The organism is Pseudomonas brassicacearum (assembly GCF_003732265.1).
In the GTDB taxonomy this organism is placed as follows: Bacteria; Pseudomonadota; Gammaproteobacteria; order Pseudomonadales; family Pseudomonadaceae; genus Aquipseudomonas; species Aquipseudomonas brassicacearum_D.
This window is the reverse complement of record NZ_MOBK01000001.1, coordinates 327,320-348,642: the sequence shown is the minus strand read 5'-3', so window position 1 is coordinate 348,642 and position 21,323 is coordinate 327,320. Positions and strand designations below refer to the sequence as shown.

The 21,323-nt window shown below is 56.2% G+C and carries 21 protein-coding genes, 1 tRNA gene and 5 pseudogenes; 8 read left to right on the top strand and 19 right to left on the bottom strand.

Translation table 11 applies throughout. From position 1 onward, the window contains the following. Positions 1–201 precede the first annotated feature (201 nt). Positions 202–513, bottom strand: coding sequence for an addiction module antidote protein (locus BK660_RS01620; protein WP_123431779.1), 312 nt, complete (start codon positions 511–513; stop codon positions 202–204). Positions 514–912: 399 nt separating this feature from the next. Between BK660_RS01620 and BK660_RS01615 the strand changes: the two genes are divergently transcribed. From BK660_RS01615 to BK660_RS01600, 4 genes are all read left to right on the top strand, one after another. Further along, positions 913–1,677: a COG4705 family protein gene (locus BK660_RS01615; RefSeq protein ID WP_123431778.1), complete on the top strand. Its 765-nt coding sequence runs from the start codon at positions 913–915 to the stop codon at positions 1,675–1,677. 28 nt (positions 1,678–1,705) lie between these two features. Continuing rightward, positions 1,706–2,143 (top strand): hypothetical protein, encoded by a 438-nt coding sequence (locus BK660_RS01610; protein WP_123431777.1) that lies wholly within the window; start codon positions 1,706–1,708, stop codon positions 2,141–2,143. Between the two features lie 97 nt (positions 2,144–2,240). Continuing rightward, complete coding sequence (locus BK660_RS01605; protein WP_123431776.1) at positions 2,241–2,906, top strand: response regulator; 666 nt, start codon at positions 2,241–2,243, stop codon at positions 2,904–2,906. After that, positions 2,882–4,237: an ATP-binding protein gene (locus BK660_RS01600; RefSeq protein ID WP_123431775.1), complete on the top strand. Its 1,356-nt coding sequence runs from the start codon at positions 2,882–2,884 to the stop codon at positions 4,235–4,237. Before BK660_RS01605 ends, BK660_RS01600 begins: the two co-directional genes overlap by 25 nt. Before the next feature lie 158 nt (positions 4,238–4,395). Here BK660_RS01600 and BK660_RS01595 read toward each other — a convergent pair whose 3' ends face one another. Next, positions 4,396–6,333 carry an LTA synthase family protein gene (locus BK660_RS01595; protein ID WP_123431774.1) on the bottom strand — a complete coding sequence of 646 codons (1,938 nt, stop codon included), beginning with the start codon at positions 6,331–6,333 and terminating at the stop codon, positions 4,396–4,398. An 887-nt stretch (positions 6,334–7,220) separates the two neighbouring features. Beyond that, complete coding sequence (locus tag BK660_RS01590) at positions 7,221–7,430, bottom strand: hypothetical protein (RefSeq protein WP_027923854.1); 210 nt, start codon at positions 7,428–7,430, stop codon at positions 7,221–7,223. Between the two features lie 354 nt (positions 7,431–7,784). On the opposite strand from BK660_RS01590, the gene BK660_RS32525 reads away from it, so the two are divergent. Further along, positions 7,785–7,862 (top strand) — tRNA-OTHER (locus BK660_RS32525). Between the two features lie 94 nt (positions 7,863–7,956). On the opposite strand, the pseudogene BK660_RS33505 reads toward BK660_RS32525, so the two are convergent. Then, positions 7,957–8,600 (bottom strand): annotated as a pseudogene (locus BK660_RS33505) (integrase); the annotation flags it as partial. 539 nt (positions 8,601–9,139) lie between these two features. Here BK660_RS33505 and BK660_RS32520 point away from each other — a divergent pair. Next, entirely contained in the window at positions 9,140–9,310 is a 171-nt protein-coding gene (locus BK660_RS32520) for a hypothetical protein (RefSeq protein WP_185044927.1), read from the top strand. 192 nt (positions 9,311–9,502) lie between these two features. On the opposite strand, the gene BK660_RS33500 is transcribed toward BK660_RS32520, so the two are convergent. Then, on the bottom strand, positions 9,503–9,961 hold the full coding sequence (locus BK660_RS33500) for a DNA cytosine methyltransferase (protein WP_123432517.1): 459 nt from the start codon (positions 9,959–9,961) through the stop codon (positions 9,503–9,505). Beyond that, positions 9,912–10,121, bottom strand: a complete 210-nt coding sequence (locus BK660_RS01570) for a Com family DNA-binding transcriptional regulator (RefSeq protein ID WP_123431772.1) — start codon at positions 10,119–10,121, stop codon at positions 9,912–9,914. Before BK660_RS01570 ends, BK660_RS33500 begins: the two co-directional genes overlap by 50 nt. 322 nt (positions 10,122–10,443) lie before the next feature. On the opposite strand from BK660_RS01570, the pseudogene BK660_RS01565 reads away from it, so the two are divergent. Further along, a pseudogene (locus tag BK660_RS01565) lies at positions 10,444–10,617 on the top strand (GTP-binding protein); the annotation flags it as partial. Between the two features lie 231 nt (positions 10,618–10,848). On the opposite strand, the pseudogene BK660_RS01560 reads toward BK660_RS01565, so the two are convergent. From BK660_RS01560 to BK660_RS01540, 5 genes and pseudogenes are all read right to left on the bottom strand, one after another. Next, positions 10,849–11,550 (bottom strand): annotated as a pseudogene (locus tag BK660_RS01560) (phage late control D family protein); the annotation flags it as partial. Further along, positions 11,538–11,681 (bottom strand): annotated as a pseudogene (locus tag BK660_RS32865) (phage tail protein); the annotation flags it as partial. The pseudogenes BK660_RS32865 and BK660_RS01560, both read right to left, overlap by 13 nt. Positions 11,682–11,739: 58 nt before the next feature. Next, positions 11,740–11,823 (bottom strand): annotated as a pseudogene (locus BK660_RS33495) (hypothetical protein); the annotation flags it as partial. Between the two features lie 144 nt (positions 11,824–11,967). Continuing rightward, positions 11,968–13,092, bottom strand: a complete 1,125-nt coding sequence (locus tag BK660_RS01545; RefSeq protein WP_123431771.1) for an acyltransferase family protein — start codon at positions 13,090–13,092, stop codon at positions 11,968–11,970. Between the two features lie 208 nt (positions 13,093–13,300). Beyond that, entirely contained in the window at positions 13,301–14,137 is an 837-nt protein-coding gene (locus tag BK660_RS01540; protein ID WP_123432516.1) for an NmrA family NAD(P)-binding protein, read from the bottom strand. 180 nt (positions 14,138–14,317) lie between these two features. On the opposite strand from BK660_RS01540, the gene BK660_RS01535 reads away from it, so the two are divergent. After that, positions 14,318–15,010 (top strand): TetR/AcrR family transcriptional regulator, encoded by a 693-nt coding sequence (locus BK660_RS01535; protein ID WP_123431770.1) that lies wholly within the window; start codon positions 14,318–14,320, stop codon positions 15,008–15,010. Between the two features lie 5 nt (positions 15,011–15,015). On the opposite strand, the gene BK660_RS01530 is transcribed toward BK660_RS01535, so the two are convergent. The 8 genes from BK660_RS01530 to BK660_RS01495 all read right to left on the bottom strand — a co-directional run bounded on the left by BK660_RS01530 (position 15,016) and on the right by BK660_RS01495 (position 21,260). Beyond that, positions 15,016–15,300, bottom strand: a complete 285-nt coding sequence (locus BK660_RS01530; protein WP_123431769.1) for a hypothetical protein — start codon at positions 15,298–15,300, stop codon at positions 15,016–15,018. Between the two features lie 308 nt (positions 15,301–15,608). Then, positions 15,609–15,839, bottom strand: a complete 231-nt coding sequence (locus tag BK660_RS01525) for a hypothetical protein (RefSeq protein ID WP_007946177.1) — start codon at positions 15,837–15,839, stop codon at positions 15,609–15,611. A 133-nt stretch (positions 15,840–15,972) separates the two neighbouring features. After that, positions 15,973–16,194 carry a hypothetical protein gene (locus BK660_RS01520; RefSeq protein ID WP_123431768.1) on the bottom strand — a complete coding sequence of 74 codons (222 nt, stop codon included), beginning with the start codon at positions 16,192–16,194 and terminating at the stop codon, positions 15,973–15,975. Positions 16,195–16,267: 73 nt separating this feature from the next. Next, positions 16,268–17,308 (bottom strand): DNA topoisomerase IB, encoded by a 1,041-nt coding sequence (locus BK660_RS01515; protein ID WP_123431767.1) that lies wholly within the window; start codon positions 17,306–17,308, stop codon positions 16,268–16,270. 76 nt (positions 17,309–17,384) lie between these two features. Further along, a complete protein-coding gene (modC, locus tag BK660_RS01510; protein ID WP_123431766.1) occupies positions 17,385–18,464 on the bottom strand; it encodes a molybdenum ABC transporter ATP-binding protein in 1,080 nt (359 codons plus the stop codon). 3 nt (positions 18,465–18,467) lie between these two features. Next, the gene (gene modB / locus BK660_RS01505; protein ID WP_123431765.1) at positions 18,468–19,148 is read right to left on the bottom strand and encodes a molybdate ABC transporter permease subunit; all 681 of its coding nucleotides are present in this window, start codon (positions 19,146–19,148) and stop codon (positions 18,468–18,470) included. Next, positions 19,149–19,916 (bottom strand): molybdate ABC transporter substrate-binding protein, encoded by a 768-nt coding sequence (modA, locus tag BK660_RS01500; protein ID WP_123431764.1) that lies wholly within the window; start codon positions 19,914–19,916, stop codon positions 19,149–19,151. A gap of 279 nt (positions 19,917–20,195) precedes the next feature. Further along, complete coding sequence (locus BK660_RS01495; RefSeq protein ID WP_123431763.1) at positions 20,196–21,260, bottom strand: NAD(P)H-dependent flavin oxidoreductase; 1,065 nt, start codon at positions 21,258–21,260, stop codon at positions 20,196–20,198. Positions 21,261–21,323 lie beyond the last annotated feature (63 nt).

Below are 21,323 nucleotides of genomic sequence, written 5' to 3'. Positions count from 1 at the left end.
ACTGTTTTCCACTAAGAGATTTTCTGGGCTCGCAATGTAACGCCAACCTGAATCGCTCCCAATCTGTCTGGCAAAACAAAATCCGATATTGAATGAGTGCTTCTGGCCGATTTCTGCCAGTCGTGAAGGGCAGGAGTCGACCCATAGGCGACGTTCAATGGACGGGTTTGTGCGTGGTCTGCATGCTTTTTGCCATGGTGATTACATCCCTGAACCGTGTCCATTTCTGGGAATGGTTGCGACAGTGATCTTAACTTTTATACCCAAGGCCGTGGCCACTTTCAGAACGATAGAAAGGTTCGGGTCACCATCCTTAGAAAATGCCCGGTACAGCGTGGCTCTACTAATTCCGGTCTCGCGAGCGAGCCGACTCATTCCTCTGTCTCGTGCAATTGTGCCCAGTGCAGCAACCAATACGCTCGGATCATTAGCTATCAGACCGCTCTCCAGAAGGGCGGCAAAATCCTTATCACTGATTCGACTGTCCGACTCAACCAATCTTGGGTAATGCATAGCAGCCTCCCGTGACCAGCACGTCTCCTAAAACAATGGCCACGCCAGAGTCGGTGGAGATGCACATATGACAATCTAGCCCATGCCGGAAGGGTTAGCGCGATGTGCTCGCTTTTCTATCCAGCATTCTGAAAGTTAAGTGCACTGATGTTCCCCGGTCTTCATGACTGAAGGGCAGAAGTCGACCCTTTGCTGCCCTTCGCGAAAGGCAACAATCCGGCCAAATACCGCAGTTCGACATTTGAAATTATCATAGAGCTCAGATCAAGATTGGGCCGGCATTAGAAGCTCTCCGAATAGACAATTAGCGAACACGTCAACGCCCTCAGTCTTAGCTAAGTTTTTATCCGTATCTTCTTTTCTACGCAAATTCAGCGCAGTTCAGGAGAGGCTACCAGCATGAATCACGTCAGAGCCGGATGGCTCAATAAAGTGCCCGAAGTGACGCTGTCTTTCTGGGTGATCAAGATTCTGTCGACCACCGTGGGGGAAACCGGCGCCGACTTCCTTGCCGTGGACGCGGGGTTCGGCGCTGGCTGGACCAGCATCGGTATGGCGCTGCTGCTGGCGTGCGCGCTATTCCTGCAAATGCGCAAAACAGCCTATTCGCCCTGGATCTACTGGTTGACCGTGGTGTTGGTGAGCATCGTCGGCACTCAGATCACAGACATCATGACCGACATGCTCGACATCAGCCTGTATGTCAGCACGGCGGTGTTTTCGGTGCTGTTGGCGTTGAATTTCCTGATCTGGTTCCGCATGGAACACAACCTGTCGATTCGCGAAATCAACACGCCGCGGCGCGAACTATTCTACTGGTCCACCGTGCTCTGCACCTTTGCCCTGGGCACCGCCGCCGGCGATCTGGCCACGGAAGCGCTCGGGCTGGGCTTCACCGTCGGTGCGGTGATTTTCGGCGCGTTGATTGCAGCAACGCTGCTGGCCTGGCGCCTCGGGACCAACGTGGTGCTGACCTTCTGGGTCGCCTACATCCTCACCCGTCCGTTCGGCGCCTCCCTCGGCGACCTGCTGACCCAGGCCAAGATCTACGGCGGCCTGGGCATGGGGGCTGCCTGGACCAGCGCGATCTTCCTGACTGTCATTGTGCTGTTGGTGGCTGTCGCGCAGATCGGCGTTGGCATCCGCAAATCCGCCATTCTATAACCGTTCAGACACCCACCAAGGAATCAATATGCACTCCTTCCAAACGGCTTTTCGTCAAGTGGCGATCATCTCGTCTTTGGTGCTGCTCGGCAATTTGGCCGGCTGCTCGAAACCCGCCGACAAGCTCAGTGCCGGCACGCCGACCAACTCCATGAGTGCGCCGGCGCAATCCGGCTCGAAATTGGGCGATCTGAGCGAGTTCCGCAACATCGCTGCCGACGTCACAGCGCTCGTCGGGAAAAACGATCTGCCCGGCGCCAAGACTCGCATCAAGGATCTGGAAACCTCCTGGGATTCCGCTGAAGCGGGCATCAAACCCCGGGCCGCCGCAGACTGGCATGTGCTGGACAAAGCCATTGACCACGCACTCGATGCGCTGCGCGCCAGTGCGCCAAAGCAGGCTGAATGCAAGGCGGCCATGGACAACCTGCTCAAGGCTTTCGATTCGATGAAAGGCCAGCAGTGAATCTGCACGGAACCGGCGGAGGACAAACACCGGTTCAAGTGCTTCAATACGAGCGCGACGGGGACCACCGTGACGCCTTTAAATGTCGGAGCGGTGCATGCGGATTCTGCTGGTCGAAGATGACTTGATGATTGGGGATGCCATCAAAAGTGCGCTCAAGGATGCGAGTTACGCCGCCGACTGGGTGAAAAACGGCCTCACCGCGCTGGCGGCGCTCGACACCCAGACCTATGACCTGGTGCTGCTGGACCTCGGCCTGCCGGGCAAGGACGGTCTGGATGTGCTGGATACCATTCGCGAGCGCAACAACCCGGTGCCGCTGCTGATCATCACTGCCCGGGATGGCCTGGACGATCGGCTGCGCGGCCTCGATGGTGGCGCGGATGACTTCCTGCTCAAACCCTTTGCCATGGCCGAATTGCTCGCACGCATGCGCGCGGTGCTGCGCCGTCGCGGTGGTAACGCGCAATCGCTGCTGGATAACGGTGAGGTGTCGTTGAACCTGGTTTCCAAGCAGGCCTCCACCGCCGACATCGCCGAAGTCCAACTCTCCAGTCGCGAATTTGCGCTGTTGCGAGCCCTATTGATCCGCCCGGGGGCCATTCTTTCGCGAAGTGAACTCGAAGACCGGATTTACGGCTGGGGCAACGAGGTGGAAAGCAACGCGGTGGAGTTTCTGATCCATGCATTGCGGCGAAAACTGGGGAACCATGTCATCAAGAACGTCAGGGGGATGGGATGGATGGTTTCAAAAGGCGTTTGAGCGACTCGGTACAGTCACGACTTTCCGTTACGCTGTCACTGGCCATTCTCATTGTCGCCCTGCTGGCCGGTGCGTTCGCGTTTATCTCGGCGCTCAATGAAACGCACGAAATGCAGGATGAAAGCTTGCGCCAGGTGGCGGTGCTGTTCGATCGCCAGCACATGACCCTGCGCTATCCCGGTGCCGAACGGATCGTTGGCGACGACGAGGAGTCGAGGATCATCTTGCAATACCTGGCCGATAGCTCCAAAGCGACCGACAATGACGATGCCAGCATCCCGTTGCCATTTCCCGTGACCCTGGCCGATGGCTTATCGACGCTGAACATCGCCGGCGAAAGCTTTCGCGCGCTGGTCAGAACCACTTCGGAAGGCGAGCGTATCGTGGTCGCGCAAGAGGCAGACGTTCGCGATAAGGAGGCGCGGGAAAGCGCCTGGCGCAGTTTGCTGCCGTTTCTCATTCTGTTCCCGGTGCTGCTATTGGTTTTGGGGGACCTGGTGCGCAAGCTGTTCCGTCCCATCGCGATACTCTCGGCGGAGATCGATCAGCGCGACCAGCAGGCGCTGCATCCGGTCGATGAACAGCACCTGCCGAGTGAAATCCGACCTTTCGTAGTGGCGATTAATCGGTTGCTCAAGCGCGTCGCGAAGGCCATGGAAACGCAACGGCGTTTTATCGCAGATGCCGCCCATGAACTGCGTTCGCCAATGACGGCGCTGTCCCTGCAAGCAGAACGGTTGTCGTCCGCCCCCATGTCGGAGGCAGCCCGGCAAAACTTTCTGCCCTTAGCTCAGGGCATCGAGCGCAGCCGTAAACTCATTGAGCAACTACTGGCCCTGGCCGCTGCGCAATCAGCCACACAACGAGTCGAAGCTGCGATTTCGGTGCATACGGTGTTTCGCCGCGTGCTCGAAGACCTGTTGCCACTGGCAGAGAACAAGGGCATCGATATCGGTGTTGAAAGCGTCGAGGATGTGCAGGTCGTCATCAACGAGTTGGATCTGTTCGTTCTAGTAAAAAATCTGCTGGATAACGCCATACGCTATACCCCTCCCGGAGGACGGGTGGACCTGAGTGTCGAGCTGGCGGAGCAGTGTGTGATTATAGAAATTGAAGACTCGGGGCCGGGTATCAGCGTGGAAGAACAACCTTTAGTGTTCGATCCGTTTTACCGCAATTTGGGTACAGGTGAAGCCGGCTCCGGACTCGGACTGTCCATCGTTGCGGCGATAGCCGATCGTATCGGCGCGCGCGTCGGACTGAGCTTTTCAGATGAAGTGAAACAGAGCGGACTACGTGCTTCTGTCTTCCTGAAAATTCATAAGTGCTGATTTTCTTCCACTGGTAAGAAACTACAATCCTTGACGACTTTTTTGCCGTTGTCCCTAGAAGTGAACTTTACGCGTTATCCGAGCCGTCCCAAGCCTGCTGAATGTAGGCTTGGGATCATTCTCTGAATTAGTCGCGAGCGCGAGCTATCAGAGGGGCGTTATTGCCTGGCAGTGTTTTCGCTGCCTGTCCAGTTCAACAAGCGATGGGTGAAACCATAGCTCGCGGCCTGGTAATAGGTAATCGCCCGTGCGATTAGAGGGTCGTTGAGTTGAACCGTAACCTCATGGCTTGCGCCCAGCGCGTCGTCGTGGCGTCGCAACAAGGATCGGGGGCTTAGAATAGCCAAATCCTTACCATCGAACAGGCCAAGGTGCTGGTAATTGCCTACCAACACGCGGGGTTGCAAGGTGGATGGTTTAAGCAAGTCACGACCGAAAAATGTCGATTCGTATTTGAGGTTTAACAACCCGAGCAGGGTCGGAGCCAAGTCAATCTGACTGGACAGTTGACCCTCTTCACGCGCAGGAAAGAGCTTAGGTGCGTAAATAAACAATGGGATTTGATAGTTACGAATCGGCAGATCTTCCTTACCCGCGCTACCAGCGGTGTGGTCAGCGACAAAGACAAAGATAGTGTCGTCGAACCAGGCCTTCGTTCGGGCTGCTTCAAGAAACTTGCCGATTGCATAGTCAGTGTATTTCACCGCGCCGTCACGGCCATCACCGGATGGGATATCGATCTTGCCTTCAGGGTAAGTGTATGGACGATGATTGGAGGTGGTCATTAATTGTAGGAAGAACGGTTTTTGGTTGGCGTAGTTTTCGTCGGCCAGCTTCAGCGTTTGGCGGTACAAGTCTTCATCAGCCATTCCCCAAGCGTTCTTGAATTGGATCTGTGCTTCATCGACGCTACTTTGATCGACGACCCGATACCCATTCCCACTGAAGAACGCATTCATGTTGTCAAAATAGCCCCGGCCACCATACACAAACACGCTGTCGTAACCGACGTGATTGAGCTGTTGGCCCAGGCTGGCGAAACCACTTTCACGTCCTACCCGTTTGACAATAGAGCGCCCCGGCGTTGGCGGAATAGACAAGGTAATGGCTTCCAGGCCACGGTCGGTCCGGGTGCCAGTGGCATAGAAGTTGTTGAAGTACAGACTCTCTTTACGCAATTGATCGAGGTTGGGCGTCAGGTTGTCGGGGTTCCCGTTGCTGCCCATGTACTTGGCGCTGAAGCTTTCGATAGTGACCAGAATAATATTATGTTGCTGGATCTTCTCGTTCCGGGTCACGGTACGGCGGACATCGAGCGAATCTTCCCCGATGAACTGCACATCACTTTCCGCCAGTTCCTGGTGGATGCGTTGACCCACTACATCTTTCGGCAAGGTGCCATAGAACTGATCGTAGTCCAGCTCGTTATTGCGAAATGCGGCAAAGAACTGATAAGGACCATTGCTGGCCAGCTCATGTTGATAAGTGTTGCCGCCCTTGCCACGTGGCGTGTCTTGGTCAACGACCAATAGAACGACGGCACTCAAGGCGAAAATCACACCGATACTCAACAATCGCTCGCGCCAGGAAGGCAGCGGCGCACCGATCACCCGCTGTACAGGCTTGTGCAGAGCAATACAAATGACTACAGCGATCACCGCCAGCCCGCTCAGCAATTTGCCAATCGGGTAAGACTCCAGGATGTTGTTCAGCACCTCGTCGGAGTACACCAAATAATCCACGGCAATAAAGTTGAAGCGTACGCCGAATTCGTCCCAGAACAGCCATTCAGCCACAGCAGTAAATAACATTACGAAAACGCTTAGTGTTAAGAGGCTTTGCAAAAACCAACGGTGCCCACGGGTACGCCACAACGAGGGAGGACACAGCAGTACATACAGGCTCATCGGCAGAGCGGCATACAGCAGAAAGCTCATGTCGTACAAGACGCCAATACCGAAAAGCGAAGCATAGGCAGTACCCGCCTCCGAAAGGTGAGTAGCAAGTAACACCAGGCGGGTGAAGAAAAAAACCACCAACCACAGGCCGGTGACCATTAGAACGAAACGCAGCGGGGCTGACGCGGGAAAGCGCATTTAAAACTCCTTTTTTAACCTCCCTCCAGATTGGAAATTGTTGTGCTGATGGATCTACACATCTGCGAGTCATAAGCCGTAGGACATTTTTTCTTCGAATGCACTGAGTTACGACATATTTTGGGGGGGGGAATTGAATCTACCCGATACAGCAGCAAAATGTCGTTAAGTCGAACTCTTTGCTGTTCAAATAGTTGGAAATCGACCTAATGCTCCCGTTGGTCATGAGATGGGAAGGCGCCAGCGTTGGCATGGAGATTGATTACATCGGGCTCCGTACGTTAGTAAAAGCGCGCACCGTCCCGCACCAATCCTGTTTTCTGAGTTGACTCTGAAACAACCGCAAATTTCATCACCGTTCGCCATCTGTCTTTCTGACACCCTTGGGATGCTACTAGAGGCATAAGGTCGTCCCATCAACATCCCACTCCGGGTTCGACAAGCGGGGATTCACAGGTCCCGAACAGTGCACGCGCAACCTGTCAGGTAAACGTGAACGACTAGTGTCGGTCAATAGCGAGCGGCTGCTTTTGGCCGATTGTGTTGAAAAAGTCGGCCATGGTTTCCGCAGCTGAAACGTACGCGTCCGAGATTGAAATCTTTACTTTCGTCAGAGGTTTTCAGACGCAGATTTCACGTAGCAGCGTGTAAAAAAGGCGTTTTCACCGGTCAATGATCGGGCAGTTTTGGATGGCCGTTTTTCAACAGAATCGGCCGATTGTTGCCTGTCGCGAAGGGCCGCAGTCGACCCAAAGCCAGTAGCTTTCTAACGTCTTACATGATCGGTTGCCGAGGGCCATCTGTTCGATGGAAGTGTTACCCGGCTGGGCGAGGGCGGCTGCTCAAGTTGGATGATGGCGCAGGAAACGAGGTAGCTTTATGAGCGATCACTCGGGTGTCATAAGTACCGCGAGTGTCATTTTGATGAACTCTTCGTTCTTGTCGATCGTTTCCAAGGCGCCACGAACATTGCCACCGACCTCGGTCGCACCGCGCTGCTCTACCCAAAGCGTCAGCTCCATGATTGCAGCCTCCAGGGCGAGTTGGTTTTCATTGATCTTGAATAGCAGGGAAGGGAGCAGGTCATTGTTGGGCATCGCGTTTCCTCCGTGAATGGAAGCAGCGTAGCAGGTGAAATCCGTAGCTTGGAATAATTGTTGAGTGGTCGACAGGACGCCAAGGGAGGGATGTGCGCAAAACCTCCTTTGGAGGCCGCGTGTTTCCCTACAGCCCCAGCATGGGGTGTTAGGGGCCAAGGGCCACACAGCGAGCGCTATGGTATGTGTTATCGGCATACCATGATGTAGATCGGTTCGGAGTGAGTGCATACATTAACGCTGAAATGGGACGATTTTTCCGGTCCGCAATCTCTGAAAGGTACGCGGAAACATTGGGTTGGATTGCTGCCAAAAAGGCGTAATTGCGACCCGGAAAAACTATTGAAAGGTGCAGCCTGATTGATTTTCCCTTGGGACTTAAAATCCCCCGCTCGTAAGGGCGTGCCGGTTCGATTCCGGCTTCGGGCACCATGAATATCAAGGGCTTACGTGAGATACCCCACGTAAGCCCTTATTTCTTTGCTCCGCAAAAATCAACCTGTGCTCCGCAATCCTCTGCCACCGGTTATTTTGTGGAGGTGACCTTCATCCCTTTTGCGCATTCGGATGTACTGTTCCGTCATACCAACGCTGGTGTGCCCCAGTTGATCGCGTGCTGCTCGTATATATTGCCTGTCGATTCCTCCTCATCTGTCGCCGCCTTCGCCCTCAAATCACGCATATGAAAGTCAGCTTTCGGAATGTCCGCCGCTTCTCGCGCATCATGTCTCGCCCGGTCTCTTCGGTCCCTTTTATCCCTGAACAAGGGTTTGCCAGTGCGGTGTAACCGCTCTGACGCGCGAAGTTCCAGATCGGGCTCAGCAGTGCCTTTTCACGATTTGCCCGGGCAGGGGCCGTTTTCGAGCGATACCGCAGGTACTGCCTGACATGCAGCGGCTCAATTGACTCAATCGGGGCAGGTGGGTCATCGAAGAAAACGAGCAGCTACTTTAATTCGCGCGCATTGTCTCTTTGGGTGGCTGGCGCCTTCGTTGGCACGACTTCGCCCATATAGAGATTTGCCACGTATTCAAAGGTGAGAACTGTTTTCGCCAACTCAACCGAGCCCCGGGATTTTTCCAGCTTGGCGTATTCGAAAACAGCCAAGCCATAATCAGACCCAAGTGGAATCTCCTTGCGGGGCTTAGACCCGGTGTCGTAGACGCGATATTGGCAGGGATGGCCGTCACTGGCTTTGTTCTGAGCGTTATTGAGTACATCGAAGGATGCGCCTACGCGCAATCTTGGTGGTGCCGACTAGAGTAGATGGATTCCCGTTTATAGGTATGACCTTCGCCCACCCGGCCGATTATTTCTACCTGGCGCAGCTCGATGCCCCGGGACTGACGCGGCCGGCTTAGGTGTCGGCTCGGAGCACCAGCATGGCGCGCACGCTGTACCGCCTGCGGAGTCTGGAGTTGTGCAATGCTCGAACAGCATCACGTGTCACTCCCACAAAAAGTCCGTTACTGGAACATCTGCGTCGATGCCTGCCGGTCTCAAGGTAACGAAAGTCCAGCCGATCACCAGATCAACGGGTTTTTCTTCACAACCAAATTGCTCTACTTGGAATAGATATACTATTTGTGAATAATGATTGCCTGAAATAGTCTAAAAAACTGTTATATCTTACAGTTTCCGCACCAACAATATAGTTGGAACATGACGTCTCCAAACAAGCTGTTTACTGATAGACATGGAGAAACATCATGGTGGACTTAACTGAGAGCGAAGATCAGCAAATGAAGCGTCTTGCAGAAGAACTGAATAAACTGGATCGTCGACGCTTAGAGAATTTGGCCTACGAAGTCCAAATTGTGAAGGCAATTGAGTTCGAAGGTGATGATGGCCCAACTTCCGTAGTCACGGATCCTGTATAGCGCTAGGCATTGTTTGAAACATCCGACGGTACCCAGCCAGGCCGGTCGGTCTCACGACCAATAAAATGCCCCAGTGATCGGCATTCACTGGGGTATTTTCGCGTCCAGAATGCTTCGGTCAGACTCGAAGTCACATCCACTCTCTTATCTGCCCAAGGCGTTGTCTTGGTTATCTCGCGCAACCCACCGCCATCAACTTCCGCCCAACCCACTCAGCCACCTGCGTAACAACGGCGTTTCCGGCACCGAAAGTCTCTGCAAGGTTGGCCGCATCCAGTTCGAGGCAAAACCCATCATCTTCAACCGCTCGCTGCCGCTGAGCCATCTGATCCCATCCGTTCGCGTGAGCGACGAAAGTGGTACAGCCCATAGTGATCTGGGAGCCGGCCTTGTTTGCCAATTAAGTATTGGCGGCCCAGGCATTCGCGGGGCGTGGCCACTGGATCGATTGAGACGCTGGAGGTATTGCGTCCACTGGCGCGGCGTCAGCCAGGAACTCCCTTGCGGACCGCGGGTATGTGGGATTGCAAGCACAGCCCGGTTGGCCGGGTTGAGTTCAACTTGCCAGGCGCTGCGGAAACCGGCGTTTTCAAATCCGACATCAAAGCCTCCTATGCCTGCGAACAGGCTGCCAAGGGTGGGTTGCTGCATTCAGGAACTCGTTGTTTTGGATGCTCGCGGCACGCTGGGGGAGGCTCTGGGCCTTCAAGTGGCTGAGTGTCCGGCAACGCGGGCTCTTAATCTGTAATTCGATGAAGCCGGTGGCGGCGGCGAGTTTGCGGCTGCACTTGCCGCAACGTATGTCTTGCATTCGTTTTTCCAGTTTTTGCGATTCAGGTTGTAGTCGTAATTTCGATTGGGTCTAAAAAACTGTTATTTCTTACAGTAGCGAGGGTTGCGGGTAGCGTGAAAATATTTACGTGTTGTTAAAATTAGCCCGAGGGTAAAGACATGATCAGAACATTAGAAATTCCCAAGTTGTTGTCAGGGGATAATGAGGAAGCAGTCAAGGACCTTGTTGTTAAACTATTTGAAGAAAAAAACAGAAAGCATCAATTTTAGAAGTTCTAGTTGACGAGCAAGAAAACAAAACTTTTATTAAATTTTATGACGGGACTCCATCCCCCCCCCCTATGACAAGATCTTCTTCACCGATTCAAATGGCTAAACAGGTTGGTGTACCCTATATGGTGGTTTTCTTGAGCAAAGCCGATATGGTCGACGACGCGGAGTTGTTGGAGTTGGTTGAAATGGAAGTAAGAGATCTACTCTCCACGTATGACTTTCCAGACGAACCGCCAACTATCCGATGATGGGCATCAACTCCGCAACCAATGCGCGGCCTTTCCATTATGGGCCACAAACTCCCCGACATTGTCCGGCGGTGAGGCCGTTCAATGTTTTTGGGCGGCATGGCTGTGTTCATTTGTTCAATCTAGATGATTGGTTGCAGCTCCACAGTACGGTTGCCGTCCCCCTCCTTGAAACAGTAACTCGAAACGTTTGGCGATATGAAAGGAGGGCGGTACCTACCGGGCTCATGTTTTATCTGCCTGCATCTGATTCCATTCCCGATCAACCGCCCGCTTCGCCGCTTTCTCAGAGGCATACAACCATCGCAACTGTTTCGGCTTGCTCTTACCCCCAGCGGTCACCGTCTTCTCCTTGCCGCTTCGCTTATCGCGGTAGTGAGCAATGACGACGGTGAAGTCCCCCTTGTTCTCTTCAACCAGTTCCTCGACGGTGTCATCCTGCAGCTTGCTCTCCAGCGCCAGGCTGACGGTGTAGCCGTTGTCCGCGCTGAGAGTGTGTTGCACGTTCCATCGGATTCGTTAGCCTGGTCGAGCTGCAGGGTGGGCAGACCATGGAGGGCGCCGGCAATGGTCGCGGCCAGACCGTTGCCCAGCGCGATGTCGCCCAGCACGTCGCCTAACGTTGTGTTGCTCCAACGGCGTTCGCGTTTGGTCTTCAGGCTTTTACGAAAATCCGCGGATCGAGCGCGGATGCTCAGCACATCGGGGGCGCCGCTGTGTTCCGTTTCATCGACGGTGTAGGTGCCTTTGTCCACCAGACCGATATCGCTCCAGCCGAGGTAGAGTCGAATGATTGCACCTTTGGGTGGAATCGCGAGTAGACCATCGTGGTCGCAGAAGCTGAGGGTCAATTGGTCGGCCTCGATCCCACGGTTGTCCATCAGATCGATGGTTGATCAATCGAGGGATGACAATCACAGCAAGCTCCTCATGATGCTAACGCCCACGGTTGTTCCGGCACCGATCAGGTCAATGCAGTCGTCGTCGATGCGCTTGAGGCTGAGACTGAATTCGATCCGGCGCGGTGTGCCATCGCGGAAAAATACCGTCTTGGTTGATGGAGCGCGTAAAGGTGCCCACCATTACGTCACCTATTTTGGCCATTTGACCGGCGTTCATGCCGAGCCCGGAGAGGATGTTTGAGGCGATGTCGGCGGTCTGTGCGAGATCGGCCCCGCCGGCGGCCGCGAGATTGAGCATCCCCGGCATGGCGGCTTTGATCGCCGTAGGCTTCTGCAGCGCTATGTTCGCATCGTCAGCGCTCTTGAGCGGCGCTCTCGACCGGCGCCGAGTAAACAGCCCGAATCGTTCGGGCCGGCCTCCAGCAATCGGTCAGGAGAAGCATTAAGCAGCGCTAGACGCCAACGTATCCCTTGCCGGGCTCTTGCCCCAGTTCTCAGACAGTTTTCTACCGTAGTCGCGAAGTGGGGTTTCCACCTTGCGGAACGAAAACTCGGCAAGCAAGACAGTCGCGGACATGGCGACGACGGTTGCCACTATCTTGTCAAACTCTGCGGTCATGTCGGAGATCCCTGAGGTCAGCACCAGCTCTCGTAGAACCGCAAAGACCGGGAAGTGAATCAGGTAGATCGAATAGGACCTTGAGCCAATGTACACAAGGGCTGTCTTGACCGGGTTTTGATTACCTGTCAGGTCCTTGTTCGCCGAGCAGAGAAGAATGACCATCCCGGCACTGACGGCTACGAGTCCCATGTAGTAAGGCGTAGCGCTTATCTTCGATAGCAACACCGGCATTGGAAGCACCAGCGCGAAGGCTAGTTGCCAATAAATCTTCTTACCGGCGGCGAAGGCCCGCGACAGTTTTGCGCCGTAGTTGTGCCAGGCAAACGCAATTAGCGAGCCGTATATCAGCGCATCGCTTCTGATAAACCACAGCAATTCTCCCCACGGCCGGATGTGCGTTGACTGGTAGACCGCGAAAGCGAGCATGAAGACGGCAATGTATTTTCTGGTTGCCGAGAAAAACAGCAAAATCGGCAGCACGATGTAGAACTGCTCTTCGAGCGAGAGGCTCCAGTAATGCCAGATAGGGGTCGGTTTGGCGCTGGCGTGTGTCCACCAGATGACGAGGTTCTCGACATTAAACAGTCCGGCAAGCCAGGAGAGCCTTACATCTTCTACGGGGCCGAACGTTCTCGAAACGTCAAACACCTCGGAAATAATGAGTGTCACTGTCGCCCAAAGTAAGGCGGCAGGCCATAACCTGAACAGTCGGCGGATCCAGAACTTGCCAGCAAACGTTGTAAAGGGTTGTTTGCGGGTAAGCGATAGCAACAAGGATGATGTGATCAAGAAACCGGAGATGCAAAAAAACAAATCAACGCCGCCGCCGAGCCAGTAATAACCAATCCAGCTGTCCCAAGTGGGATTAAGTAATCCCAAGTGCGCAACGATGGTGATCGTAATTGCATAAGCTCGCATGACTTCAATGTCGAGGTTTTTTGTCATATCAGGTTCATCGTTGGAATAGGCGTGCCGGCCCGAGATTGCCGGCTTTCAGGGACGTCGCGTTATACAGCATTGGGTGCTGCCATATCTAGGTCCGGGGTGTGCCGCACCAGCATAAAAATGGAGGCGAGAAGGTTTGCGAAGGCCCGCATTAGCTTTGCCATGCGGGCCTTTGCCGTTGTTTTTGACAGCCATCATCCTTTCGATTTCAAACCTTGGTTTGCCAGGTTTTCGTAGCAGCGGTGCGTCGGACGTAATCGCTAAAGTCCCGTGCGGGCCGGCCCAGTGCGCGCTGGACGCCATCGGCAAGAGGGGTGTTGCGCCCGTCGAGCACTGTTGTGAAGAGATACAACACAAGGTCGATCAACTCGGCCGGAAGTTGCGCCTGTTCCAGCGCCTCTCTATAGGCGTCCGGCGGCACAGCGACAAAGCTGATATCGCGGCCGGTCCCTCGGGCGATCTCATCGACCGCCTCGGCAAACGTCAGCGCCCTTGGCCCCGTCAGTTCATAAAGCTGGCCGGCGTGTCCGGGTTGGGTCAGCGCCTGCACAGCAATCTCGGCAATGTCCTCCACGTCGACAAAGGGCTCGGCGATATTGTCGACGGGAAGCGCCAGTTCTCCCTGAACAATCGGCTCCAGAAAATGCGCCTCACTGAAGTTCTGGAAGAACCAGCTGCAACGCAGGATGGTCCAGTCGACGCCGCTGTTCTGTATGACGCGTTCGGCTTCCTCCGCTTCTGCCTCTCCGCGCCCGGAGAGCAGCACCATTTTGCCGACGCCGCTGTTGACGGCCAGGTCGGTAAACGCCTGCACCGTTTCGACGGCGCCTGGTACGGCGAGGTCCGGTTGATAGGAAATGTAAACGGCGGCGATGCCATCAAGCACTGCCTCCCAAGTGCTCCGATCCTCCCAGTCGAAAGGTGGAGTGGCGCTACGAGAGCCCAGGCGCACGGGCAATCCCGCCGTTTTTAGACGTTGAGTAATCCTGCTCCCTGTTTTACCGGTCGCGCCGAGAATGAGGATGCGGTCTTGAGAGGTCTTCATCGCGTTCATCTCCATCGGGTTAATGTGAGTGATGCTCACGTTAAAAAGATGATAAACGCTCATGTTATGCCGTCAACCAACGAAAGAGCGGAAACCGACGTACGGCTATAGCCTCTTGGGTGAGTCGATGGGCGGTGCTAAGGTGAGTGCATGTCATGTTATTGATCGGAGAGCACGTCAGTGCCGAAGAAAACCACCACCGAGCGCGAGCAGGCGGTTTCAGAGCCGACCCGACGCAATCCCACGCAACAACGCAGTCGCGAGCGGCAGGAGCGAATTCTTGCCGTGGCCACGAAGCTGATCGCAACCAAGGGCAGTGATTCGCTAAAGATGAGTGAAATTGCCGAACGCTCGGAGATTTCGATCGGCTCGCTTTACCAGTATTTTCCGGACAAGAGTTCGGTGATTCGCACGTTGGCCGAGCGCTTTAACGCGGCGAGTCGCCGTTGCATAGAAACGGCATTGGTCGCGGTCCAGGATGCACAAGGGTTGCAGGAGGCCTATTCGGACCTGCTCGAGCAGTATTACGACATCGCTCAGGCTGAGCCGGTAATGCGTGATATCTGGTCGGGGATGCAAGCCGACAAACAATTGCTGGCGCTGGAGCTGGAAGAGAGTCGAGTGGCGGGCAGGTTGCTGGCGGATGCGATGCTTCGTGTCTTTCCAGGCAGTGATACCCAGCAAGTTTCCGATACCGCTTTTCTGATCTGGCAACTGGGTGAGGCGACTATGCGTTTGGCCATCACCTGCGCGCCTGAGGAAGGGCGGCGACTGTTCGAAGCCTTCAAGCGCATGTCGCTTGCCGAAGTGATGGCGCCCGCAAGCGCGTTGATCAGCAGTGGGTCGAACGAAGTCGACCCCGCTGACGAATGAACCTGCTACACAAAAGGCTGGCCGCTAAAACCACGAGGCAGTCTTTGCAACCCGGTCATGGCGGTTAGCCGTTCGGTCCAGGCTGCGCGCCAGTCATTGGCGGTGTGAGTGGCTTTGGCCTTGCGTGCGGCACGGCGTGTCGCATTGCGCTGGGCCTTGCGTGCTTCCTTGTACGCATCGGTGCTTCGGCAGCTTCTGCATTTCACGCGGTTCAGTTCTTGGGTGGACGTGAGGTTGCTGCCTTTGTGACCGCAGGCCAGATGCCCGCTGACTTTGTAGTGGGTGACCATGGAACGTCTCCTTCGTGACGTGTGATTGTTTGACCCCTCGCAAACGCCAGCGTTCGATGGCTGCCTGACAGGCAAAAAAAAGGTCTGCATGCGGGCAGACCAAGGTGATTCTTCAAAGGAGTGACTCACTGTAGGGCGTACGTTGTAAATGCGGCGTGAAAGAAATGTCGCAAAAAAAAGCCCAGCGCCAGGCTGGGTGTTCGGGTGTAGCGGCAAATTCTCAGACAGGCACAATCGCGGTGACGATAAGGTCGCCGTTCATGCGTCCTGAAACAGGCACTGTTTTCGCGTCGAATGCCCGGCCTTAATCATCTGAACCTAGGCAGGGGCGGATCGACAGGTTTTAGCGACGACAGGGTGTTTCGAATCAGGGGAGTATCTTTTTCGATGTCGTTCAGCCGATCACGAATTCTGAGGGCTGTCGGATGGCCCCCTTGATGATCAACCCAGTCGGCAATTTCCTTGCACGCGGCGGCAAGTCGAGCCTGGCGGGAGTCAAGCAGGGTGAGGAGGGTGGTGATGGACTCTTTTTCGGACATGGAAAACACCTCCGTTGAAGAAACCTGGCAAATGGCAGCAAAAAGCCCGCCAGGTGCGAGCTTTCAGCCTTTGGGGTCGCCGATCCTTCAGCTGTTTTTCAGTATAGACCCGGAATAGACAGGTACCTGTTCGTCATCCTTGCCGGGCCATCACTTGCGATGTGGCATTCAGCCGTTGGCATTCCCGTCTGGCATCGGCTTCCGCGTCAAAGCCGTCACCGATGAAACCCTGCGTGCGAGTGTCGGCAATGCGGTACCAGACGGCGGCGTCGGGTGGCGGGTGGCCGGCTTCTCCGGCCCGGCGACCATGAATGATGATCTTGTTGCAACGCTTCACAACGAAAATGTCTTCCATGGCGTCACCGCAGCTGATTTCTTGTTCAGATCAACTATAGAAGTTCTTTGTGATCGTGCAAAAAATAGACAGGTCAGTTCGTCGCTTCAGCCCTGGCGATCATGCGCTCAAGGAACATCGCCATCCCGACTTCCTCTGCCCTGAGCCCTTTGCGCAACCTTGGCCGAGGCAACTCAGCCAGAGCGCCGAGCATAAAAGCGTCGAGCACCGCCGGGTGGATGTAGCATTTGCGGCACACCGCAGGCGTGTTGCCTAACTGCCTGGCGACGTTCTTGACCATCTCTACCACATGGCGTTTTGCATCCGACTCGGGTTCCCAGTGCAATTCGCGCAACACCGACAACGCCAGCACGCTGCCTGCCCACGTGCGGTAATCCTTGGCCGTGAAATCGGCACCGGTGAGGGTTTGCAGGTAGGCGTTGACGTCGGCGGAACTGACGGTGTGTCGCTCGCCGTTTTCATCCAGGTACTGAAACAGGTTTTGTCCCGGGATTTCCTGGCAGCGCTTGATGATCCGCGCCAGGCGTCGGTCTCTCACGGTGATCTGGTGCTCGACGCCACTCTTGCCGCGAAACTGGAAGCGGATAGCGCTGCCGTTGACTTCAACGTGACGGCTTCGCAATGTCGTCAGGCCGTAGGAACGATTGTCCCGGGCGTACTGCGTGTTGCCGACCCGGATCAGCGTTGCATCGAGCAACGTAATGACGGTGGCCATGACCTTGTCTCGGCTGAAGCCTGGTGCGGCCAATAGCGTTTCAAGCTGTTTGCGCAGTTTCGGCAGCGCCAGGCCAAAGTCGCGCAACCGCGAGTATTTGTCGGCATCGCGCACTTCGCGCCAGCGGGCGTGGTAGCGGTATTGCTTGCGACCGCGAGCGTCGCGGCCGGTGGCTTGCAGATGGCCGCGCGGGTCGGCGCAAATCCACACGTCCGTATAGGCCGGCGGCACGGCGAGGGCGTTGAGGCGTTTGATTTCGTCCGGATCGGTAATGCGCTGGCCCGCAGGATCGAAGTAACAAAACTTTCCACGCAGCAGCTTTCGGCTGATTCCGGGCTGTGTGTCATCGACATAGTGCAGGTCGGGTGGCAGTACATCGGGCAGTGCGGTATCGGACATGGCGAGTCAACCTCGACAACAAATCAGGGTCAGTACAGCCATTGACCGCAGGCATTTGTCGTTGGTGCCAAAAGACTTAGGCCAGCACCGCGACCGCTTTGATTTGTGCCCAGAGTTGCTGGCCGGGGTGCACGCCCAACTGATCCCGGGAGTAGCGGGTGATACGAGACAGCAATGGCGTGCCGGCGGCGTTCAGGCGGATCAGCACGTGGGCAGCGTTGTCGGCACTGATTTCACTGATCACCGTCACCGGCAGGCGATTGAGGATGCTGCTTTGCTCGACGCTGCGCAGGCTCAGGCTGACATCGCGCGCCTGAACCTTGCAACGCAGTGTCTGGCCCAAGGGCATGGGCGCATGGGCGACGCGAATGCCCAGATCGGTCTCGGGCAATTGCAAGGTCAGCAACTGATAGTGGGCGTCATACGCGCTGACATGACCCTCGATCACCACGCCCGCGTCGTCGCCCAGCGCCAGCGGCAGGTCGAGACGGGCGAGGGTTTCGCCGATAGGACCGCTGGCCAGCGCCTTGCCGTCGCTGAGCAAGACGATGTAATCGGCTAACCGTGCGACCTCATCCTGCGAGTGACTGACGTACAGCACCGGGATGTCCAGTTCATCGTGCAGGCGTTGCAGGTAAGGCAGGATTTCGTTTTTGCGCTGACTGTCCAGCGCCGCCAGCGGTTCATCCATCAGCAGCAGTTTCGGGCTGGTGAGCAACGCGCGGGCGATGCCGACCCGCTGCCGCTCGCCGCCGGAAAGGTGCTGCGGGTGACGCTCCAGCAGATGGCCGATCCCCAGCAGTTCCGTGGCATGACCCATGTCGACCCGGCGTTGCTGTTTCGGGATGCGCTTGAGGCCGAATTGCAGATTCGCCAGCACCGACAGATGCGCAAACAGACTGGCTTCCTGAAAGACATAACCCAACGCACGTTTGTGCGGCGGTACGAAAATCTTCTTTTCGCTGTCCTGCCAGACCTCATCGTTGACCTGGATAAAACCCTGTTTGGCCCGTTCCAGACCGGCGATGCAGCGCAGGCAGGTGGTTTTTCCCGAACCCGAATGTCCGTAGAGCGCGGTCACGCCACGACCGGGCAATTGCAGGTCCACGTCCAGGGCGAACCCCGAATAGCTCAGTTGCAGACGCATATCGATCATCGATCAGCTCCAGGCCGCTTTGGTTTTACGGCTGGAGTACAGCGCCAGCAACACTGCAAAAGAGAACACCAGCATCGCCCCGGCCAGCCAATGGGCCTGGGCGTATTCCATGGCTTCGACGTGATCGTAGATTTGCACCGACACCACACGCGTCTTGTCCGGGATGTTGCCGCCGATCATCAAGACCACGCCGAACTCGCCGACGGTGTGGGCGAAGCCGAGAATCGTTGCCGTGATAAAACCCGGTCGTGCGAGCGGCAGGATCACGCTGAAGAAGGTGTCCCACGGATTGGCGCGTAAAGTCGCGGCCACTTCCAATGGGCGAATGCCAATGGCGGCAAAAGCGTTTTGCAGCGGTTGAACCACGAAGGGCATCGAGTACAGCACCGAGCCGACGACCAACCCCGCAAAACTGAAGGTCAGGGTGCCAAGCCCCAGTGATTGGGTGAACTGACCGACAAAGCCGTGAGGCCCCAGCGCCAGCAACAGATAAAAGCCAATCACCGTGGGCGGCAGGACCAGGGGCAGGGCGACGATCGCCCCGACCGGGCCGCGCAACCACGAGCGGGTGCGCGACAGCCATAACGCAATCGGAGTGCCGATGACTAACAGGATGGCCGTTGTCAGGGACGCCAGTTTGAGGGTCAGCCAGATGGCGGAGAAATCGGCACTCGTCAGCGTCATTTAGAGTTGGTAACCGTAGGATTTGATGACAGCAGCGGCTTTCGGACCTTTCAGGTACTCAACCAGTGCCTTGGCGGCCGGGTTGTCCTTGCCTTTGTTGAGGATCACCGCGTCTTGTTTGATCGGGTCATGCATGTCGGCTGGAACGATCCACGCCGAACCGCCGGTGACTTTGCCGTCTTTGTAGATCTGCGACAAGGCCACGAAGCCCAGTTCGGCATTGCCGGTGGAAACGAATTGGTAGGCCTGGGTGATGTTCTGGCCTTCAACGATTTTGTCCTTGACCTTGTCGGTCAGGCCCAGCTTGGCCAGTACCTGAGTCGCGGCCAGGCCGTAAGGGGCGGCTTTGGGGTTGGCGATGGACAGATGCTGGTATTGATTGTCGCTCAGCACTTTGCCCTTGGCGTCGACGTAGCCATCTTTGGCCGACCACAAGGCGAGGGTGCCGATGGCGTAGGTGAAGCGTGAACCCTTGACGGTGTCGCCTTCGGTTTCAAGTTTTTGCGGCGTGGTGTCGTCGGCCGAGAGGAACACGTCGAACGGCGCACCATTCTTGATCTGCGTATAGAACTGACCGGTGGCGCCGTATGCCGCGACCAGTTTGTGCCCGGTGTCTTTCTCGAAATCGGCAGCGATGGCTTGGATAGGGGCTGTGAAGTTGGCGGCGACAGCGACCTGGACTTCGTCCGCGTGTGCGGCGCCGAAAGCGAAGATGGCGATCAGGCTGGCGAGGCCGGTAGGGGCAAAACGTGAGGCACGAATGGTCATGAAACGGCTCCGTCATAGGCGAACGCAACAAGGGGGTGAAACGCTATATAGACGAATATATAGCGAAATGCCTTCAAACGGAATGTGTTGGTTTCTAAGTGGGGAGTCGGTCGTAGCCGCGCTTAACCCTGTAGCAGCTGGCGAAGCCTGCGTCCGGTTGCGAAGCAGCCGTAAAATCAGACAACTCGGCGTACCAGATACACCGTGGAGGCAGGGTTTACGACGGCTTCGCCGCCGGACGCAGCCTCGCGGGCTCGGCAGCTGCTACAGGGGATCGCTTTATCGGCGGAGCAATTTAGCCAGCGCTTCATCCGCCAGGCGTCGGGTCAATTCTGCCGTGGTCATTTCAGCGCTCAACCGGAACGCTTGCCCGGCCCAGAGGTTGCTGAAATCCGCTTCATCCTTGGCTCGCAACGGCATCAGCGCACCGCCGGCGAGTGGGAACTTCGGCGCTTTATCGCTGATCGGGCCGATTTCACGCATCACCCGATTGAGAATGCCCCGTGCCGGGCGTCCGGTGAAAAGGTTGGTAACGGCAGTCTCGCTTTCTTTGGCCGTGCGCAATGCCTTGTAGTGCGACGCGCTGACCTTTGCTTCTGGCGTGAACAAATAAGCCGTGCCCACTTGGACTGCCGAAGCACCCAACAGGAACGCGGCCGCAACGCCGCGCGCATCACTGATCCCGCCGGCTGCAATCACCGGCACTTTCACCGCATCGACGATCTGTGGCACCAGGGCAAACGTTCCCACCTGGCTGCTCAGGTCGTCACTGAGGAACATTCCGCGATGCCCACCGGCCTCGTAACCCATGGCGATGATGGCGTCACAGCCGCGCTGTTCCAGCCAGACGGCTTCTTCGACCGTTGTGGCCGAGGAGAGAATTTTTGCGCCGGTGGCTTTTACCCGGTCCAGCAGAGCCTCTTCCGGCAGGCCGAAGTGAAAACTGACCACTTCAGGGCGAAACTCTTCGACGACCTCGCAGGCAGCAACATCGAACGGCGCCCGGTTTGATACCGGTGTTGGCGCATCGAAATCGGCGCCCAGTTCCCGGTAGTAAGGTTCCAGCAAGTTCTTCCAGTCCCGGGCGCGTTGCTCATCAGGGGCCGGAGGTTGATGGCAGAAATAGTTGATGTTGAACGGGCGCTGGCTGTGCTGGCGAATCGTCTTCAACTCTTCGCGTAATTGCTCGATGCTCAGCAAGGCAGCAGGCATCGAGCCCAGGCCGCCGGCGCTACTCGCGGCGATGACCATGGCAGATCCATTGGCGCCGGCCATGGGGGCCTGGATGATCGGCAGTTCGATCCCGAGCAGGTCAAGAATGCGGGTGTCTGGCCATTGATTCATTTCAATCTCCGACGTCAAAACAGGGCAGGACGGTTGAACCGTTTTTTACCAGCTATCTAGGGT

Coding starts and splice junctions, on each gene's coding strand:
- BK660_RS01620 (WP_123431779.1), bottom strand. CDS start 513: ATGCATTACCCAAGATTGGTTGAGTCGGACAGTCGAATCAGTGATAAG.
- BK660_RS01615 (WP_123431778.1), top strand. CDS start 913: ATGAATCACGTCAGAGCCGGATGGCTCAATAAAGTGCCCGAAGTGACG.
- BK660_RS01610 (WP_123431777.1), top strand. CDS start 1,706: ATGCACTCCTTCCAAACGGCTTTTCGTCAAGTGGCGATCATCTCGTCT.
- BK660_RS01605 (WP_123431776.1), top strand. CDS start 2,241: ATGCGGATTCTGCTGGTCGAAGATGACTTGATGATTGGGGATGCCATC.
- BK660_RS01600 (WP_123431775.1), top strand. CDS start 2,882: ATGGATGGTTTCAAAAGGCGTTTGAGCGACTCGGTACAGTCACGACTT.
- BK660_RS01595 (WP_123431774.1), bottom strand. CDS start 6,333: ATGCGCTTTCCCGCGTCAGCCCCGCTGCGTTTCGTTCTAATGGTCACC.
- BK660_RS01590 (WP_027923854.1), bottom strand. CDS start 7,430: ATGCCCAACAATGACCTGCTCCCTTCCCTGCTATTCAAGATCAATGAA.
- BK660_RS32520 (WP_185044927.1), top strand. CDS start 9,140: ATGGTGGACTTAACTGAGAGCGAAGATCAGCAAATGAAGCGTCTTGCA.
- BK660_RS33500 (WP_123432517.1), bottom strand. CDS start 9,961: ATGCAGCAACCCACCCTTGGCAGCCTGTTCGCAGGCATAGGAGGCTTT.
- BK660_RS01570 (WP_123431772.1), bottom strand. CDS start 10,121: ATGCAAGACATACGTTGCGGCAAGTGCAGCCGCAAACTCGCCGCCGCC.
- BK660_RS01545 (WP_123431771.1), bottom strand. CDS start 13,092: ATGACAAAAAACCTCGACATTGAAGTCATGCGAGCTTATGCAATTACG.
- BK660_RS01540 (WP_123432516.1), bottom strand. CDS start 14,137: ATGAAGACCTCTCAAGACCGCATCCTCATTCTCGGCGCGACCGGTAAA.
- BK660_RS01530 (WP_123431769.1), bottom strand. CDS start 15,300: ATGGTCACCCACTACAAAGTCAGCGGGCATCTGGCCTGCGGTCACAAA.
- BK660_RS01525 (WP_007946177.1), bottom strand. CDS start 15,839: ATGTCCGAAAAAGAGTCCATCACCACCCTCCTCACCCTGCTTGACTCC.
- BK660_RS01520 (WP_123431768.1), bottom strand. CDS start 16,194: ATGGAAGACATTTTCGTTGTGAAGCGTTGCAACAAGATCATCATTCAT.
- BK660_RS01515 (WP_123431767.1), bottom strand. CDS start 17,308: ATGTCCGATACCGCACTGCCCGATGTACTGCCACCCGACCTGCACTAT.
- modC (WP_123431766.1), bottom strand. CDS start 18,464: ATGATCGATATGCGTCTGCAACTGAGCTATTCGGGGTTCGCCCTGGAC.
- modB (WP_123431765.1), bottom strand. CDS start 19,148: ATGACGCTGACGAGTGCCGATTTCTCCGCCATCTGGCTGACCCTCAAA.
- modA (WP_123431764.1), bottom strand. CDS start 19,916: ATGACCATTCGTGCCTCACGTTTTGCCCCTACCGGCCTCGCCAGCCTG.
- BK660_RS01495 (WP_123431763.1), bottom strand. CDS start 21,260: ATGAATCAATGGCCAGACACCCGCATTCTTGACCTGCTCGGGATCGAA.